This window comes from Oceanobacillus alkalisoli (assembly GCF_021556485.1).
GTDB lineage: Bacteria > Bacillota > Bacilli > Bacillales > Amphibacillaceae > Oceanobacillus > Oceanobacillus alkalisoli.
In genome coordinates this window covers 219,698-234,468 of the sequence record NZ_JAKGBW010000002.1, presented here as the reverse complement: position 1 = coordinate 234,468, position 14,771 = coordinate 219,698, and the positions used below count along the sequence as shown (strand labels likewise).

Below are 14,771 nucleotides of genomic sequence, written 5' to 3'. Positions count from 1 at the left end.
TCACCTCCTAAACTTTCAGTCTTAAATCACGTGCGTTTGATAAACAAAAATATATAAATTGGTCACAAGTATGGTCATCCTCTTCGATAACTTGCGGATTTTCACTGTTGACTGTTTTTTCATTCCAGGAGAACTTTTTATGTTCCTCTATGAAGATTTCATTGCTATCCGCATGCTCCATCCCGGTTGGATATGGATTTTTAAGATAATAAAAACGACCTTGCGCTAAAAGGTCGGTAGGGTAGTCAATCATATCAACTTTCTTTTTCTTGGCGACTGGTGCTAAATGCTGTCGATAATCTTTATAATACTGGTTTCTAAGCGCGCCCTCAGCACTATCAATGGTACGGTTCATTATCCTGGCACCACGCCAATACTCTTGTTGTGCTGTCTTTGTTATGAATTCATTTAAGTCCTTTGATAAATCGCTAGGAGCCTTCTTTTCAACTCTACCAGCCGGGCTATAGTAATAAGTATTTAGCAGTATCACATTCCCCTTAGCTGTTAGACCGTAACAACCATGAGTAGTAGCCGATTGTGAGTGCCCGCCGTCTGTAGAATAATAAAGAGCAATAATTCTATCGTCAGAAGGCAACTCCTCTAACTCTTTAAATAAGCTCATATTGTAGACATTATTTCCATGACCTACCGGTTCACCTTTATACAAATACCGATAGTAATCATAATCATTCTTTTTGATTCGCTCGATATCATCAAGCATTTGTTCAGTAACAAAGCCCAATTCATCATCTAAATAACTTGAATGATGGACCAAATAGGCATCTTCACCAGTCATGCTGTCGGACCATTCATTTATCCAGTGGTATGGGTTCCTCGGCGGGTTATACGACCAGAATATCCGGACGAAATCAGCCAGTGGATGTTTCTGTCGCATAAATGTAACGTTCGTCTGGTCAAATTCCTCGGCACTACCAAATTCAGCAGCTTCTTCATACCAGACTGCAATTAAATTCCCGATGTCGTTAGATTTCAGCTTCTGGAAATCATCCGATCCATAGAAATAGAATGTTGATCCAGTTCCTTTATGCATTATCTTGAAAGGAGCAACCGTCATACTAAATTGATCCAGCAATCCGAACTTCTCAAGCGCCCATTGAATTTTTAGGAATACCGAATCTCGAATTGTGCTTGCTACTTTACGAACGACAACAACGTTCGCCTTTTCTCCCTTGGTTAGATACCTAAGCATCATATAAACAAGCAGCAATGCAATAACAGATGACTTAAATGAGTTACGACCGCCTCTTAATATGTTATAAGGCTTATCTGTGGTCCATACAGGTTTAAAATGTGGGTTAATTTCTTTTTGGATGTTTACAGTTACCCGCTTACTCACTTGCATCACTCCACTCGTCAACAATTGTAATAACTGGTGGAGAACCGCCGTCTTGTTCTTTGGTTATTTTCTCGGTTTCGGCCTTGGTCTTATCTATTTGATGCTGCATTTGTTCGAGCTTCAACCTGCGCTCATCATCTTCATTCGTCATATCGACAAATTGCCTGATGGATGTACGCAACTCTGATATGGCTCTAGATTGTGCATTTAGGAAGCTCGCCTGCTTATCCCATGCGAATTGTATTTCATATTCCTTAGAATCAAATTCTGCTGAGCTGATATCCTTCTTTACTTCCTTGCTCATATCACTTATGTCATTTACGTACATAATCTGTTGCGAACGAATAATAGCAGCATACTGTATTTGTATTTGGTCCCAGATTAAATCTGCGGGATCACTCTTATCCAACATCCCCATGATTTCTAGTGTTTCCTCGGGAATGTATTTGCTAAAGAATCCATGCTTTAATGCTGCACTGTTCCGTTTTGTGAATTGGTTCTTTGGATTAGGGTTACCACCCCTATTTTTCTGTCCATTAGATGAAGCTTTCTTTTCATTCTTCACAACGGCTGCTTCTTTTTTTGTTGCAACATTCTTTTGTTGCGTTGCACTCACTGTTGCGTTGCGTTGCCATTTCTCTCTATTCTTCCTACTTCTAATTGTTGATGATTTTACATTGAATTGTTCTTCCAGTTCTTTATAGGTTTTATTCGTAGCTTCCCATTCTTTTTGTATTTCCTTCCAGTTCGGCATTTACATCAACTCCACACCTCCGTATTTAGGTATTAAAAAAGCACCCTTTAGGATGCTTAATATTTTTTACTTCTTAATTTGTAATACTTTTCATCTAGATTATTCTTACTAACCGCAAACATCTTGTTCACGTCTCTTACTTTTGAAATGCCAGCTTTCACATCCTCGTTGCTAAGGGCTTCTTTATATATTAATACTTTAAAAGTCTTTTTATGAAATTCGAGAATTCGAAGTTCGTCATAAGACATAACTTCATAGATTAACTCAGTATCACCAATCAACTGATTATAGAATTCTTTAAAGAATTCCTTAACAAACATATAAGATATCCCGTTTTCTCTGAAGAATGCCTGTTCATGAGCAGCTGCTTTGTTCAGATAGCTATTATAATTTGCATTTAACTTCTCTAAGCCTTGCAATTTTTCAGTAGCGCTACTTAGAAAGACTTCCTTGTCTCTATGGTCTAAAGTTACCTTAACCCCAAGATAGGTAATGAACCCTCCAATGATTGCACCGATAAACGCTATCAATCCTGCTGTTATCTCCTTACTGACATTAAACATAAAGTAGAGTAAAAAAAACATAAGAAATAACATGTTAATCCCAATTATGACCAAAACAATTAACTCTACACTATCTCTTTTATCTCCCAAACTATCAACGCCTTTATTTTTTAGCATAATAATACTATACTTTTCAGCGTTTATAAAGACCGCAAGGTCTTAAAAGAACACCTTCTACCTTGATTAGTGCTCTATACCCCTTCATTCAATACGAAATTCGTAAGACAACCGTAAGACATAACTTCATGAAGCGACCGCATGAACCTTCTCCCGTGCACGGTTTATATACATTTGAACGGTGCCTTTGCTTATGCCTAAACGGTTAGCAATTTGTTGCATGCTAAAGTTTTCGGCTTCATACATAACATAGCACTGCCTTTCCCTTTTAGAGAAATTCTTGAACACCTGCAGCAATGCTTTTCTTTGGTCTTTCGTAATGTACAACGGCTCCCGCTCTTTCCGCAATTCCTCATTTATATCCGGCAAAATATCCATATCATCATAAAACTTAGCGCGATATTTATCTTTTTTATCTACACCACGATACATATCGGGTTGCCTGCCAGTTCGCATCCAATCGATGGAATAGGTCATGCTGTCAATCATACTGTTTATATGTGTCTTATCCTGTTGATCAGGAAGAAAATCATCACGGAGATTGTCCTTCGTCTTATTCAATCCCCTCCAACCTTCATCGTATTCTGCCAGTAATCTGTCTGCCCAGTTTTCTAGTTGTTTGCTGTTCATATTGTTCATTTACAACACTCCCTCAAGTAGTTGTTTTGCAAATAAAAAAAGGACACCAAACAACGCTTCTTGCGTCATTCAGTGTCCTCCAGTTGGCTGGTAGAACTATTTTTTTAATTGTTTTGCTCTATTTGATCTTTCCTTGAACAACTCTTTGTTTTCATCCCAATCCCTAATTAAGATATACAAATAATCATCAACATCTACTTTATCGTCATACCCTAAATCCTTTCTCATTTCTAAAATTAATTCAGCTAAAATATAATTAAACTTAGCTTGTTCATCTTTACCGCCCTCATTAGTTAATAGTTGAGAATATCTTCTGTACTCAACAAACTTCTTTATAGTGTTTTCCCCAGCGAAAAACATTATGTCCTTAGTAAAGGATTCCATAGATTTTGTTGCATTTTCTTTAAGTTCTTCATCATCAACATCTTTGTATTTCACACCATTAAGAACATCGTAAAGCGCCCCACTAAACTCTGTGAACTTTTCAATCTTCTTTAGGTGCAAATTGCTTTCAGAAGCCTCTAGCTTTACAATTTCCTTCTGTAATTCATTTTTAAATGTTTCTAAGTTTTTCTTGTGTATCTGATCTGGGACCTTTTTTATATAATCAAATAACCAGTATGCTCCAATAATAATTACCACTTGCAAAATTAATATAATTATACTCAAAACTCTTCCCCCTCTTCCCTCCGCATTCTTTTCACCTTCCCTTGATGTGTAACGATTTTGTATTCGCCAAATGGTGGAAGCTCCCTCAATTTAGCTACTCCATCGCAAATAACTATTACACAACTGGAAGGTAAGTCCATTATATCAAATTCTAGCTTATTAGCTCCCTCTTCTAGTTGGAAATCTTCTTGGATTGTTGCCTGGATGTCTCTCTTATTCATGTGTACCAACCCCTCAGTATGGTATAATAAACTTAGTCAAATAGAGTTGGTTGCCGGGGAGATGAGCCCCGGCTTTTTTATTGATTATTTCGCTAGATTGCTAGATTTACTTAACTTCCCAACCATTTTTCGTTTTTTTAGCAATGATCAATTCAATTCCCGTCTTAATCTCAAACAACTTCCGCCTCAACGGGAAATCATGGGATACCCTGCCGCCTTTCACATCAATAACTTCCACATGCCCATCAATGTAGGTTACTTTGAAATCCGCCGTGTACTTAGCGCCTTGCTTTGTTCTAGTACCATGACCCTTACATAGCGTGCATTTGTTGAATCGTCCAGTCTTTTCGTTAAAGTTTCTACCCCGACCATCACAACGCCCGCAAGTGACTTTATACGGTTCGATTATATGAATTCCGGCTGTAATTCGATATCCTTCACCGTCTTGTCATTCTTGAGAAGCATATAAAGTTCCCATTCTGCTTTAGAATCGAATTCCAATCCTTGAAACTCTACTTTTCTAGCATTATATTTATTTTTTCTTTTCCTTTTCGTCCTCTGCAAATTATCACCCCTCACGACAATTTCTTACGATACACAGCTTCCCAATAGCTATCACCGCTATCTCCGGAAAACTCCACAAACTTACCTCTACGCTTAAAATGCTTATGATATCTCGTCACCCGGCGAATCGGCTGCACACATTCGAAGCCTTCCGATTCCTTATCAATACACTGCAACACACACTGATATTTATCCGGATGGCGCACTCTGCTGATTGCTTGCATGGATTATTCCTCCCCGTATGCTCGAATAGCATCATTCTTGGCGGTCACATAGTTCCATTCCAATGTATACAGGCTTACATCGTCTAGACTTCTTCCGTCCGTTGTTTCAAAGACGCCTAGTTTTCTAAGGTTCATAATTAAAAACTCCTTGCGTTGACTGACTTCTGTGTCTCTAAGTGATTTATCTAGTGTTTGCATGGTTAGACCTCCTTTAAATCTTCTTCTTTCACAAATACACCGTTAACCATTTTGCCTTTGCGGTCCTTGATTTTCTCATACGCAGCACGGACACACTGCTCAAAACTTAATCCCTGTTGCATAGACAAAATAGTCATTACCACATACATATCTCCTATAGAATCAATCACTTGGTCTAAATTGCCTTTCACTATCCCTTGGCATAACTCTCCGAATTCTTCACCGAGTTTGATAGTTTGTTTTGCTGGGTCAGCAGTGTGTAAATTCCTATCAATTGCCCACTGTTCAATATTTGTAGTTAATTCATTTAGATTCATTGGTTAGTCTCCTTTTCTCTCCTTACCTTTACTCTTAAACTACGCGCTCCTTCTCCTGCTTTAACAAGACCTTTACTCATGGCATCAGCGAATCGTTTTATGTTATTTACTGCATGCTTAGTCAGATTCATAGGTTAGTCCTCCTTAAAAACGTTTTTTAATTCATCCACAGGAGCGTTTCTGTCTTTTATGTATAATTTCATCTAGTTGTCTCCGAAACGCTCCCTATGTTGTTATTTGTGCTTAAAACCAGCTTGAATGTGGCGACTTAACCTCAACCTTCGTTAATTCCAAGAAAGCAAGCTGTTTATATAATTCTTTTAACGTCTTTCCGTTTGTTTCGTAATATCCCAATGCATGCAGTTCTTCGATTACATTTTCCATTTCTCGTTCATGCAATCCCTTCATTACAGAACCCCTCCTTTTCCGTTTTGGCTTGTTTATTGCTTTATCGATATCCCATTTGTGGAGCTTGACCCGGCTGTAAAATGTTCTGCGGTCGATGTTGTTTTGTTCCGCCTGATAGTAGTGTTCGGGTCTGATTTGACTCATTGGGATTCGCCTTTCAGGGCTTGGCGGGATTCAAGGAGCATATCCCAAGCTAGGTTGTCATTAAATTCTCTGTTTGCCCAAAGTTCTTCGATATTTTCCAATGCCTGTTTGTAGCGTTCATTCTCCATGTGCATATCTTCCAGCATTCCTTGTCGTGGATCTTGGTATTTTTCTTCTTCCAATTCCTCCACATAATCCATCACCACACCCACAACATGCCTACCTAATGTTCTTGGATGTAGTTTTCTCTTTTGCAGAAACTCGTTTAATTCGCCGTTATATCTAGAAGCATATTCAAGTTCTTCCAAGCGGGAGATCAGTCTTTCAACATCTGGATGATACCTAATTGTGTATGGTAATTCTTCTTTAATCTCTTCCAACCTACTCATTCGGATACACCCCATCTTCCAATGCATTTTGAGTTTCTAATATATCTTTTAGTAATTGTTCGATTGTCTTTCGTACGATGGTTTGGTCAGTTAGTTGTTTCGCTTCAATGGCTTTTTCCGCAAAGTCATCTAATTTCAAATGGATAAACTCCATCTCGTAATCTCGTTCAATCATTCTCCACCCTCCCGATCTAAGCGGTTTTCTGCAAAGCAAGTTACACAGAAATGTTCTCTTATGTCTTTAATCTGGTGGAAGTAACTAACTCCATCTCTCCTTAATTCGTAATAACCATCACTATCAATGCTTTTTGTACGGTATATTTCTAGGTTGTGCCTATTCTTCAACAGGTCATCTCTCTTCAACTCCCACACATCACGATTATGCTTTTTCCACCATCTACGCTCTTTTTCTTCCGCTATTTCGGATGGTGTGGCGCGCCTTCTTGTTGTATATCGATTATCCATGATATTATTTCTGTGCTGTTTGTTTATGATTTCAATCACTGCACCAGTTGACGTATCTTTTATCCAATCGCCAACCTCAAATGTTTCTTCTATTTCGTATCCGATGTATAAAGCTTTCGCCATTTCATCTGGAGTCAGTTTATTTAAACTTTCATATTTTCCTATCCATTTTTCTTCAGAGCTACTATGATTGTTCATTAATATCGATTTTCCTATTTCTGCAACTCTATCCTCAATCGCATCTGCCTGTTCTTTCGTCAAAATTACCTTTTTCATTCCTTATCCCTCCACATTCTTTAATCTCTCAATCCGTCTCCTAAGCTTTTGGTTCTGCCGTCTAAGGTCTTTGTTGCTTTGTGTTAATTTGTCAAAATCCAGTGCATCAAGTATTTTATTTAGTCTAGGAATACTAATCGTTTGCTGTTTCTTGAGTGCATACCGTAGCTGGCGTTGGGCTTCTTCGTGGTTCATTGTTAATCACCCCTAAAACAAATTCATTTGACCTTGATTATTACACCATTCCTTGTCCACTGGATAGAGATAAAAATTTGTTATCCCTCTTTCATTTGGCGGTACTTCGTAGTGCTCTATCCAACCAAATTTGTCACTGTCTTTAAAAGTAACTTCCATTCCGTCCAACACATCTAAATGACTTTGGGGGATACTTCTCTTAATGTTGGATGGTGCGTTTTTCTTAAATTGTTGCTTATCAAATATCATTTTTACCACCGCCTAAACATGCTGTAATACTGCTGTTTCCAATACCCAGACAACCTGCCATCAAAATTACTAATGGTGTTTTTTCTGTATGGATTAAGTGTAAATTTAATTGTTTTAATCATGGCGTTGCTCCAATAAATGACTGTGTTCAAAAATGTTTCCGATTACTTCAGCTTCACTGTCGTTAGCAATTGCATCCGCGAGTAAGTAATCACCTACCCAAAATGCTCCGTTGTCATAAGTAACTATTTTTGTGTGGTTTTCTTCCCTTGGAAATCCATCGACATAATCTTGGATGTTATGCTCGAATACATCCCCCTCATAAATCTCCTTGCCGTCCTTGTCTTTTAGGCCTGTGTATTGTAACGGAATCAAGAAGTCTGCCTTTTCAGCGAACACATCTTCCCAGCTTACCGCCCTATCCTGTTCACAAGTTCCGAAACTATATTTATTTTCCAACAGGAAATACATTGCTTTCCTGTTTTTGTCCCATATCCGGAATTTAATCTCCCTCATTCAGATTCACTCTCCCCTTGATTGCATTGAGTGCATACATCTAAACCATTAAATCCTTTTCCGTTACAGTGAATACATGTACTCTCCAATGCTTGACGTGCCCTAAGTCCACCATCAATCATTACACTTGATGTTACTGGGGACTTACCGTCTTTCCACGTATAGTTAAGTCCGTTCCGATAAAACTCCAACGCTTCACGATAACGCTTGTTTCGTTCTCTTTCCCTATCCCAAGCTTCTATAATTTCAACATTCGTTATTTTTCCATCAAGATAATCTATCATCATTTGTTGTTTTGGTGTCATTCAGATTCACTCTCCTTGTATATAACTAAATACTGTGAATAAAATGCCCCTGTCTGTGCCACCAGTATGTCTTGCTTAATATCTACGACGTCTTTATCTTTAATAAATTCGTTCATTTCATCTATTGGGTTTTGGCTGTATTCATCAAATCTTTTTACTTGTAATCCTTTCATTCAGATTCACCCTCCATATCCCTGTATAACTTCTGCCATTCGCCAGTTCGAAAATTTTCATCCAATTCATGGTCTGATTTCAATAGGTGAAACATATATTTCCAATCACGCAATTCATCTTCTAGTTCCTCAATCAGCTCATACAACCCCACCACATAAACCTGTCCGTCTCTCAACTCCTGCAAAGCATGTATCGCTAATTCTTTTCCAGTCCAATTGCTAGGAGTAAATGGTTCGGGGTATTTTTCAGCGCCTTTTTGTAATTGCATGAGCCTGACATCATCAACGAGCTTGTCTACTTTTTTATAAAATGGATGGTAGATGTGTTTGATTAGGTTTTCGTCCACTAAATCATTCCTTTCTTCCGATAAGCAAATGCCCTAGTAACTTTGTTCTCCATCGCTTGATGGAATAGGGCCAAGAATATTTCTTCCGGAGCACGCTTGTACTTCTCGGCGATATTCTCAAGCTCCATTCCGTTATTCCAAGCGATTGTGATTGATTCTAATTGGTCTTTAGGGAATGCTAATTCCAGATCTTCCAGGACGAATACATAGTCTCGGCGTCTTGTTTGCTTTAGTAATGGAGCGCGATAAGCATGCATGGTGTTCATTGCGCCACATCCTCAATCGTCATCTGATTCTCTGTCAGGCCAACTTCTTCACGTTCTTTTTGCCATTTTTTGAAGCACTTCGGGCCAAACTTGCGCTCGATACTGCGTTTATCCTTGAGCTTCCGGCCGCATCGGATGCATGTTTGCATTTAAATATCTCCTTTCTAACGTTCTAAGTGATTAGTAGCCAATTCTTTTTTATGAGCATCCAGTGAATTTTTAATCATCGTTGGTGTTGCAGTAGGGTGATATCTATAAAGCATGTTGTTTATTTCCGGCCTTAAAATTTTCATTTCATGAGCAATATCAGAAACCTTTCTCTGATCGAAATACAATGCCTTTAAAACCCTATGATCATCGTTACTCGCTTTTTGTATTTTTTTATATAACTTCTTGAAATCATCTAATTCCATATAAGTTTTTTCTTTGGTTTGTCTTTCTACCCTTGCAAGCAGTGGAGTGAAATCCATTTTTGAAATTCCTGTTTCTTTACAAAACAACAAATACGATCTCAACGCCTCGACCTTTGTGTGCTTAGAATTAGCGTTATCATGCTCGATTTCTTCGAGATAATTAAAAATATCCTTTTCCGAAAGTTCCTCAACGCTTTGTTTTTTTGCAATAGAAAAGAATTGATCCACACACCTTTTGTATGTTTGTTTGGTATTAGTCTCATAGCGATTTAACCATCCAGCTAATACGACATTAGGATTCAATCAAACCGCCCCTTCCTGAAATTGTCTAGCGTATATTTCAGACCTGAATCGCTTGATTGCTTCCTTTTCTTCTCGAATAGCCTGTTCTCTGTCGTAATCACAGTCAGAACTTGGGCAGGGGAGGAATTGTGCTCCCCAGCTGTGTTCGATCGTTAGGCCGCCTGTGCCGTTGCATGTTGTGCACATCTTTAAAACTCCTTCCTGCGGTAATCCCTACCGTTCATCGTGATAATGTCCGTGTTTTCCATCATTCTGGAGAAGTTACGCTCATTGATTTGCGCCCGTAACTCGTTACTGTTCAGATTTGTTGTGTAAATCGTTGACTTGCCGGACCGGTCATCCAACACCTCGAACAGTTTCGTATTCGCCCATTCGGTATGATGTTCAGCGCCAATATCATCCAGAACTAACAAGTCCACCCGTTGAATGACTTCCAGTAGCTCATCCTCCGTCACACCTTTGTTGTTATAAGTTTCTTTGATTTTCGTCAGTAGCTTGGGAAGTGATAGGAATAGACACTCATGCCCTCGCTCCATGAGCTCCTTCGTGACCGATACGGACAAATGGCTTTTACCTGTTCCGTAATTACCGTGCAGCAACAAGTTTTTTGTTCCGTCGAATTGTTGTATGTATGTCATGATGTTTTGTTTTGCGATTGCCAACTCGTTGCTAGTAGGTTCATAGTTTTCAAGCGTTGCATCTTTTAATGCATCGTTGATCAAAGAGTAATAATCAAATAGCTGTTTCATCTTTTTGTTTTTAAATGCAACACCGCGTTTTTTTGCTTCTTCTACGAGTTTCATATCCTCGCATATGCAACCGTAATCAGCGACAATCCATTCGCCTTTTCTGGGACCACGCGGTATTTCCAATTCCTTTTGAGTAACGGTTCTATTGCAGTCAGGACAAACATATTCTTTAATGAATCGTTCTTTAGGTTTTGTTACTTTAATTGGTTCCATGAGTACCTCCTAAAAACCGTAATTGTAGCCATCATCTGGCGCTTCGGCTTTTCCGCCAGCAATAACCTTCAGCGGTTTTCTTTGGTCATCTTTCATTTCCAAGAGCAATCGATCATACTGCTTTCTTAACTTGTCAGCAGAAAGAATGTTTTTGTACCAGAAATGATGTCCTTGTGACCACAGGATCAAATCTTGTATTTCTTTACCTGCCCTTTCATCACGTTCCATCATCAACCTGAATGTATTAGCCCACGTTTCTAAATTAGGTTCTTTAGCCGCCGGATTGTTTTCTTTAACTTTCTTAAATAACAACTCTGCCAATTTAAGGTGATGCGTCTCAAATTTTAATTTGGGACGAGAAGTCTTTTTATTATTCTTTTCATTCTTGTCATTCTTTACATTCTTGTTTGTGTCATTCTGCTGTCCTTCTGTTGTCGGTTTGCTGTCACTTTGTTGTCGGTCATCAGTTTCTCTGGACTGATAAATCTCCCAGTTAACAATGCTTACAACACTAAATTTGTTGGTGGGGGAAATAGCGATTACGTTGTCGTCTTTTAGAACCTTCATGTAGTCCCTAACAGTTGATTCTTTCATGTCTAATTCCAACGCTGCTTTTCTTCTCCCGAACACAAATTGACCTGGTTCTAAAGCTACTTTTTGCTTACCAACCATTTGTTGGTGATCTGTGTGTGTTGCTTTTAGCAAGCAATAAGTAAATACTTTTAGGAGTTTCTCATTTTGGAAAATATTGCTTGTCAGTAACTTCCTATGCAATTTAATCCATCCACTCATCACTACACCCCCCACCTTTAATCATCTTCCAATATCACAAATCGCAATTCTGCCTTCTACTCTTAAAACGGTATATCCTGGATAATGGCGCATATAATGTAGGATGCGCTGCTTTAATTCTTGTTCGTTTTTTGATAGCTCCCAGATTGATTCCGGGAGCCTGACTTTTGATTGGTTATGCATAACTATCACTCAATCGGAAAGTCATCTTGTCCACCCTCCGTTACTTCTGCGTTAATGAAATCATTCTCTGGAGCTTCCAAGAAAATATCATCATTTGGAGTGATGTCTTTAATGTCTCTTGCTGTTCCTTCGTCATGAGCAACTTGCTGTTGGACCTCTACACTGATAGGCAGATACTTCCACATGTGCCTAATAACTGTTTTATTTGCCATTTCCTCATAATAGTTATTCCATGGGCTAAATTTCGAATTAGCTCCCCGACTTGCTGATTTACGCTTTTCGATCTCTGCTCTAGGCATAAACTCCATTTGATAACCACCATCTTTGAAGTGAGCCACTGCGTAAGAACCAAGGTATGCACCCTTGTCTTGGCTCATCGTAGGAACGTGCTTCAATGTCGGGTTAAGACCTAGTTCATATTCAAACTCATCATTCTCATAAACGGCATGAGCATAGATTGATTCGATGTGCCCTGAACGTCTTGCAAGGTCAATCATGCCTTTGTATCCAATAATAAACTGAACCTCTGTAGTGCCCTTTTTATTGTTTTTAAATGGAAGTAAGTAGCACTGACCTAATAGTCCTGGTTCTAATCCGAGTTGGGCTGCTTGCATTACCCCTCCCAGTAAACTCCCTACATCAGCCTGCCTTAAATCCGGAGTTGTTCGAATGGTTGTCATGGTTAATCTCATTAAGCGATCAACATCCATGTGTTTAGGTAAAGCTTCCTGCATTTGTGGTGCCATTTGTTTTAGATAATCTTCAATCGTTTTTGGCTTGTCCTTTGCTGGAGAACCGCCGTTATTTTTCTTTGCCGCCATTTGATTTTTCATTTCATTTACTTGATTTGTCATTTAAATAGCCCCCTGTTCAATTTGCTTGATATTTAATCGTCTGTATGAAGAAGTCTTAGTGTATTTTTCAGCGATGTCTGGAAGCTCTTTTCTAAGCATTTTGCTGTCCAGTCTGTTTTGTTCGACTTTTTTCAGATTCACTTCAAATCGTGGTGTAACACCAGTTGTCGCATCACCGACCATTAGCTTTAATTTGTTCTCATACTCCTTTTGGAGTGATTGCTTTTCCTTAACCTCGGACTTAATGGAATCAATTGCTTTGATAAGTGTTTCCGCGTCATCTGACTTAAGCATGATTGTTTCTCCGCTATCTTCCGGATACATTTTGTTTAACAACTCACTTGCTGATGGGGAGCCGTCTATTTCAGGCGGAATCCCTTTTAATACATGTTCATTCCAAAAGCGACTTAACTGTTCGATCATTAGTTCAATGAACTCGTCATCCCGTTCAATTTCTTTCCATACAAACTTCTGGCCTCCAATAAGAACTGCGATATATGCTTTCTCGTAACCCAAGACAGCCATATAATGCTGTACTTGACACATGTATGCCGGGGGTATCCGTTCACCCTCCCAGGCATCAGCGTTGAATGCGTTGGTTGTTTTACATTCAAGCAAAGCCTTTTCTCCGACAACATCCCGGTCAATATTAGCAATCATGAATGAGTATTCTGGATGATTAAATGTCTGATTCCTACGGCGAACCTTTTTGCCAGTACGTCTTGTGAATTCTTCTGCAACTACATCCTCCAGGACGTTCCCCCAGTGGATCGCTTCATTGTCGATTTCTTCAACGTAGTCGCTTGTTTTGTCGATATAAAGCTCAAACGCTGATTTCCAAGGATTGAAACCTAAGATTGCACTTGCGTCCGAGCCACCTAAGCCTTTTTTTCTGTTCCAGAGCCATTCTTGTCGGGTCATTTCGAGAGTGTTTTTGACCATTCAATTTCCTCCTATGCGCCTTTATCATTTTTGTGATATAATAAAAGCACGTGATAAATTTTGAAAAAGATATTTCCAAACGTCCGCTGCTACGGGCGTTTTTTATTTGACTATTTTATGGATGCCACCATGTCTCTCCAAAATCTCAATTGCATCCAACGACAACTCTTCAACAAGATAAATTTCTTCATCAAATTCAATGATTTCGTCACCACTGTAAACATCGTTGTTCAAACCGTCGGTTCCCCAGTCTTCGCGTTTAGCGCTGTATGGGGAGCCTGTGCGCTCAATTTGTGTGATCATTGGATGGTTCATGTTAGTCCTCCTCAATTCTCTTTTCTATTTCTAGATAAGTGTTTGAACCACATTTACATCTGAAAGGTGTTTCTTCTAAGAAGTCGATAATAACTTTGTTTTCAACACCAGCCTGTTGCATATATGCGCTCCCCCCACAGTTTTCGCATTCTGTTTCCATGGTAATTACGTACATATCAGCACCTCCTTCCTATGTATTAGGGTTAATCATCCCTATATCGGCTACAAACGTATAGATGCATTAGGAGGGAGGAATGCACGTTCATAACCGATATAGGAAGGACTAGCCTTCCTATATCCAATTTGGTATAATAGATATAGATTTTGAAATTGGTTATGAGTGGCTCGCGTCTGCAAACGTGAGCTATTTTTCTTGGATAAAATTAGCGATTGTAAATTTCTTGTTATGACCCTTAATAACTTCAAACTCTCTCGGTTTTCCCTCGTTAATTTTATAAGACTTACTTTTCAATCCTCCTAACTTTCCGATAACCTCATAAGCTTCCCTTTTTGTCTTGGTATTGTGGTTTTGAACATCAATTATGAAACCCATATCCAGCAACTCACCGACTGTGTAATCTCTATAAGTCTTTTGCATACGATCCCTCCTAACTAGCTTCCTTTTGATTTTTAATTTGTGTCCTTACATAA

General features: G+C 38.9%; 34 protein-coding genes. All 34 read right to left on the bottom strand.

The window, feature by feature from the left end:
- Window positions 1–7 precede the first annotated feature (7 nt).
- The gene (locus LZD48_RS03450; protein ID WP_438822742.1) at window positions 8–1,363 is read right to left on the bottom strand and encodes a PBSX family phage terminase large subunit; all 1,356 of its coding nucleotides are present in this window, start codon (window positions 1,361–1,363) and stop codon (window positions 8–10) included.
- On the bottom strand, window positions 1,350–2,111 hold the full coding sequence (terS, locus tag LZD48_RS03445; RefSeq protein ID WP_235761337.1) for a phage terminase small subunit: 762 nt from the start codon (window positions 2,109–2,111) through the stop codon (window positions 1,350–1,352). The genes LZD48_RS03450 and terS overlap by 14 nt, the downstream gene beginning before the upstream one ends.
- Window positions 2,112–2,167: 56 nt before the next feature.
- Window positions 2,168–2,791 carry a hypothetical protein gene (locus LZD48_RS03440; RefSeq protein ID WP_235761336.1) on the bottom strand — a complete coding sequence of 208 codons (624 nt, stop codon included), beginning with the start codon at window positions 2,789–2,791 and terminating at the stop codon, window positions 2,168–2,170.
- A gap of 126 nt (window positions 2,792–2,917) precedes the next feature.
- Window positions 2,918–3,430, bottom strand: a complete 513-nt coding sequence (locus tag LZD48_RS03435; protein WP_235761335.1) for a sigma-70 family RNA polymerase sigma factor — start codon at window positions 3,428–3,430, stop codon at window positions 2,918–2,920.
- A gap of 96 nt (window positions 3,431–3,526) precedes the next feature.
- Window positions 3,527–4,099 carry a hypothetical protein gene (locus LZD48_RS03430; RefSeq protein WP_235761334.1) on the bottom strand — a complete coding sequence of 191 codons (573 nt, stop codon included), beginning with the start codon at window positions 4,097–4,099 and terminating at the stop codon, window positions 3,527–3,529.
- A complete protein-coding gene (locus LZD48_RS03425; protein WP_235761333.1) occupies window positions 4,096–4,320 on the bottom strand; it encodes an XtrA/YqaO family protein in 225 nt (74 codons plus the stop codon). Before LZD48_RS03425 ends, LZD48_RS03430 begins: the two co-directional genes overlap by 4 nt.
- A 106-nt stretch (window positions 4,321–4,426) precedes the next feature.
- Complete coding sequence (locus LZD48_RS19200) at window positions 4,427–4,558, bottom strand: hypothetical protein (RefSeq protein ID WP_438822741.1); 132 nt, start codon at window positions 4,556–4,558, stop codon at window positions 4,427–4,429.
- Between the two features lie 167 nt (window positions 4,559–4,725).
- Window positions 4,726–4,884, bottom strand: coding sequence for a DUF1064 domain-containing protein (locus LZD48_RS18700; protein WP_255770437.1), 159 nt, complete (start codon window positions 4,882–4,884; stop codon window positions 4,726–4,728).
- An 11-nt stretch (window positions 4,885–4,895) separates the two neighbouring features.
- Window positions 4,896–5,108 carry a hypothetical protein gene (locus LZD48_RS03415; protein WP_235761332.1) on the bottom strand — a complete coding sequence of 71 codons (213 nt, stop codon included), beginning with the start codon at window positions 5,106–5,108 and terminating at the stop codon, window positions 4,896–4,898.
- A gap of 3 nt (window positions 5,109–5,111) precedes the next feature.
- On the bottom strand, window positions 5,112–5,306 hold the full coding sequence (locus tag LZD48_RS03410) for a hypothetical protein (RefSeq protein WP_235761331.1): 195 nt from the start codon (window positions 5,304–5,306) through the stop codon (window positions 5,112–5,114).
- 2 nt (window positions 5,307–5,308) lie between these two features.
- Window positions 5,309–5,623: a MazG-like family protein gene (locus LZD48_RS03405; protein WP_235761330.1), complete on the bottom strand. Its 315-nt coding sequence runs from the start codon at window positions 5,621–5,623 to the stop codon at window positions 5,309–5,311.
- Window positions 5,620–5,754, bottom strand: coding sequence for a hypothetical protein (locus tag LZD48_RS18695; RefSeq protein WP_255770434.1), 135 nt, complete (start codon window positions 5,752–5,754; stop codon window positions 5,620–5,622). Before LZD48_RS18695 ends, LZD48_RS03405 begins: the two co-directional genes overlap by 4 nt.
- 112 nt (window positions 5,755–5,866) lie before the next feature.
- Complete coding sequence (locus LZD48_RS03400) at window positions 5,867–6,175, bottom strand: hypothetical protein (RefSeq protein ID WP_235761329.1); 309 nt, start codon at window positions 6,173–6,175, stop codon at window positions 5,867–5,869.
- Window positions 6,172–6,564 (bottom strand): hypothetical protein, encoded by a 393-nt coding sequence (locus LZD48_RS03395; protein ID WP_235761328.1) that lies wholly within the window; start codon window positions 6,562–6,564, stop codon window positions 6,172–6,174. The genes LZD48_RS03400 and LZD48_RS03395 overlap by 4 nt, the downstream gene beginning before the upstream one ends.
- On the bottom strand, window positions 6,557–6,739 hold the full coding sequence (locus LZD48_RS03390; RefSeq protein ID WP_235761327.1) for a hypothetical protein: 183 nt from the start codon (window positions 6,737–6,739) through the stop codon (window positions 6,557–6,559). The genes LZD48_RS03395 and LZD48_RS03390 overlap by 8 nt, the downstream gene beginning before the upstream one ends.
- Complete coding sequence (locus tag LZD48_RS03385; RefSeq protein ID WP_235761326.1) at window positions 6,736–7,305, bottom strand: hypothetical protein; 570 nt, start codon at window positions 7,303–7,305, stop codon at window positions 6,736–6,738. Before LZD48_RS03385 ends, LZD48_RS03390 begins: the two co-directional genes overlap by 4 nt.
- A 3-nt stretch (window positions 7,306–7,308) precedes the next feature.
- Window positions 7,309–7,500, bottom strand: coding sequence for a hypothetical protein (locus tag LZD48_RS03380; protein ID WP_235761325.1), 192 nt, complete (start codon window positions 7,498–7,500; stop codon window positions 7,309–7,311).
- 12 nt (window positions 7,501–7,512) lie between these two features.
- A complete protein-coding gene (locus LZD48_RS03375; RefSeq protein ID WP_235761324.1) occupies window positions 7,513–7,749 on the bottom strand; it encodes a hypothetical protein in 237 nt (78 codons plus the stop codon).
- A 114-nt stretch (window positions 7,750–7,863) separates the two neighbouring features.
- On the bottom strand, window positions 7,864–8,265 hold the full coding sequence (locus LZD48_RS03370) for a YopX family protein (RefSeq protein WP_235761323.1): 402 nt from the start codon (window positions 8,263–8,265) through the stop codon (window positions 7,864–7,866).
- Window positions 8,262–8,570, bottom strand: coding sequence for a hypothetical protein (locus LZD48_RS03365; RefSeq protein ID WP_235761322.1), 309 nt, complete (start codon window positions 8,568–8,570; stop codon window positions 8,262–8,264). Before LZD48_RS03365 ends, LZD48_RS03370 begins: the two co-directional genes overlap by 4 nt.
- A complete protein-coding gene (locus LZD48_RS03360) occupies window positions 8,567–8,743 on the bottom strand; it encodes a hypothetical protein (RefSeq protein ID WP_235761321.1) in 177 nt (58 codons plus the stop codon). Before LZD48_RS03360 ends, LZD48_RS03365 begins: the two co-directional genes overlap by 4 nt.
- The gene (locus tag LZD48_RS03355) at window positions 8,740–9,090 is read right to left on the bottom strand and encodes a hypothetical protein (RefSeq protein ID WP_235761320.1); all 351 of its coding nucleotides are present in this window, start codon (window positions 9,088–9,090) and stop codon (window positions 8,740–8,742) included. The genes LZD48_RS03360 and LZD48_RS03355 overlap by 4 nt, the downstream gene beginning before the upstream one ends.
- A complete protein-coding gene (locus LZD48_RS03350) occupies window positions 9,090–9,356 on the bottom strand; it encodes a hypothetical protein (RefSeq protein WP_235761319.1) in 267 nt (88 codons plus the stop codon). The genes LZD48_RS03355 and LZD48_RS03350 overlap by 1 nt, the downstream gene beginning before the upstream one ends.
- Window positions 9,353–9,505 carry a DUF6011 domain-containing protein gene (locus LZD48_RS03345; RefSeq protein ID WP_235761318.1) on the bottom strand — a complete coding sequence of 51 codons (153 nt, stop codon included), beginning with the start codon at window positions 9,503–9,505 and terminating at the stop codon, window positions 9,353–9,355. Before LZD48_RS03345 ends, LZD48_RS03350 begins: the two co-directional genes overlap by 4 nt.
- 15 nt (window positions 9,506–9,520) lie before the next feature.
- On the bottom strand, window positions 9,521–10,072 hold the full coding sequence (locus LZD48_RS03340) for a phage integrase N-terminal SAM-like domain-containing protein (protein WP_235761317.1): 552 nt from the start codon (window positions 10,070–10,072) through the stop codon (window positions 9,521–9,523).
- Window positions 10,073–10,258, bottom strand: a complete 186-nt coding sequence (locus tag LZD48_RS03335) for a hypothetical protein (protein ID WP_235761316.1) — start codon at window positions 10,256–10,258, stop codon at window positions 10,073–10,075.
- Between the two features lie 2 nt (window positions 10,259–10,260).
- Complete coding sequence (locus LZD48_RS03330; RefSeq protein WP_235761315.1) at window positions 10,261–11,034, bottom strand: ATP-binding protein; 774 nt, start codon at window positions 11,032–11,034, stop codon at window positions 10,261–10,263.
- 9 nt (window positions 11,035–11,043) lie between these two features.
- Window positions 11,044–11,826 carry a phage replication protein O gene (locus LZD48_RS03325; protein WP_235761314.1) on the bottom strand — a complete coding sequence of 261 codons (783 nt, stop codon included), beginning with the start codon at window positions 11,824–11,826 and terminating at the stop codon, window positions 11,044–11,046.
- 21 nt (window positions 11,827–11,847) lie between these two features.
- Window positions 11,848–12,009 (bottom strand): hypothetical protein, encoded by a 162-nt coding sequence (locus LZD48_RS03320; RefSeq protein WP_235761313.1) that lies wholly within the window; start codon window positions 12,007–12,009, stop codon window positions 11,848–11,850.
- A 5-nt stretch (window positions 12,010–12,014) separates the two neighbouring features.
- Window positions 12,015–12,863, bottom strand: a complete 849-nt coding sequence (gene recT, locus LZD48_RS03315) for a recombination protein RecT (protein ID WP_235761312.1) — start codon at window positions 12,861–12,863, stop codon at window positions 12,015–12,017.
- Window positions 12,864–13,805 carry a YqaJ viral recombinase family nuclease gene (locus LZD48_RS03310; protein WP_235761311.1) on the bottom strand — a complete coding sequence of 314 codons (942 nt, stop codon included), beginning with the start codon at window positions 13,803–13,805 and terminating at the stop codon, window positions 12,864–12,866.
- A 102-nt stretch (window positions 13,806–13,907) separates the two neighbouring features.
- Window positions 13,908–14,120, bottom strand: coding sequence for a YqaI family protein (locus tag LZD48_RS03305; RefSeq protein WP_235761310.1), 213 nt, complete (start codon window positions 14,118–14,120; stop codon window positions 13,908–13,910).
- A gap of 1 nt (window position 14,121) precedes the next feature.
- Entirely contained in the window at window positions 14,122–14,295 is a 174-nt protein-coding gene (locus LZD48_RS03300; protein ID WP_188858905.1) for a hypothetical protein, read from the bottom strand.
- Between the two features lie 189 nt (window positions 14,296–14,484).
- On the bottom strand, window positions 14,485–14,718 hold the full coding sequence (locus LZD48_RS03295) for a hypothetical protein (RefSeq protein ID WP_235761309.1): 234 nt from the start codon (window positions 14,716–14,718) through the stop codon (window positions 14,485–14,487).
- Window positions 14,719–14,771 lie beyond the last annotated feature (53 nt).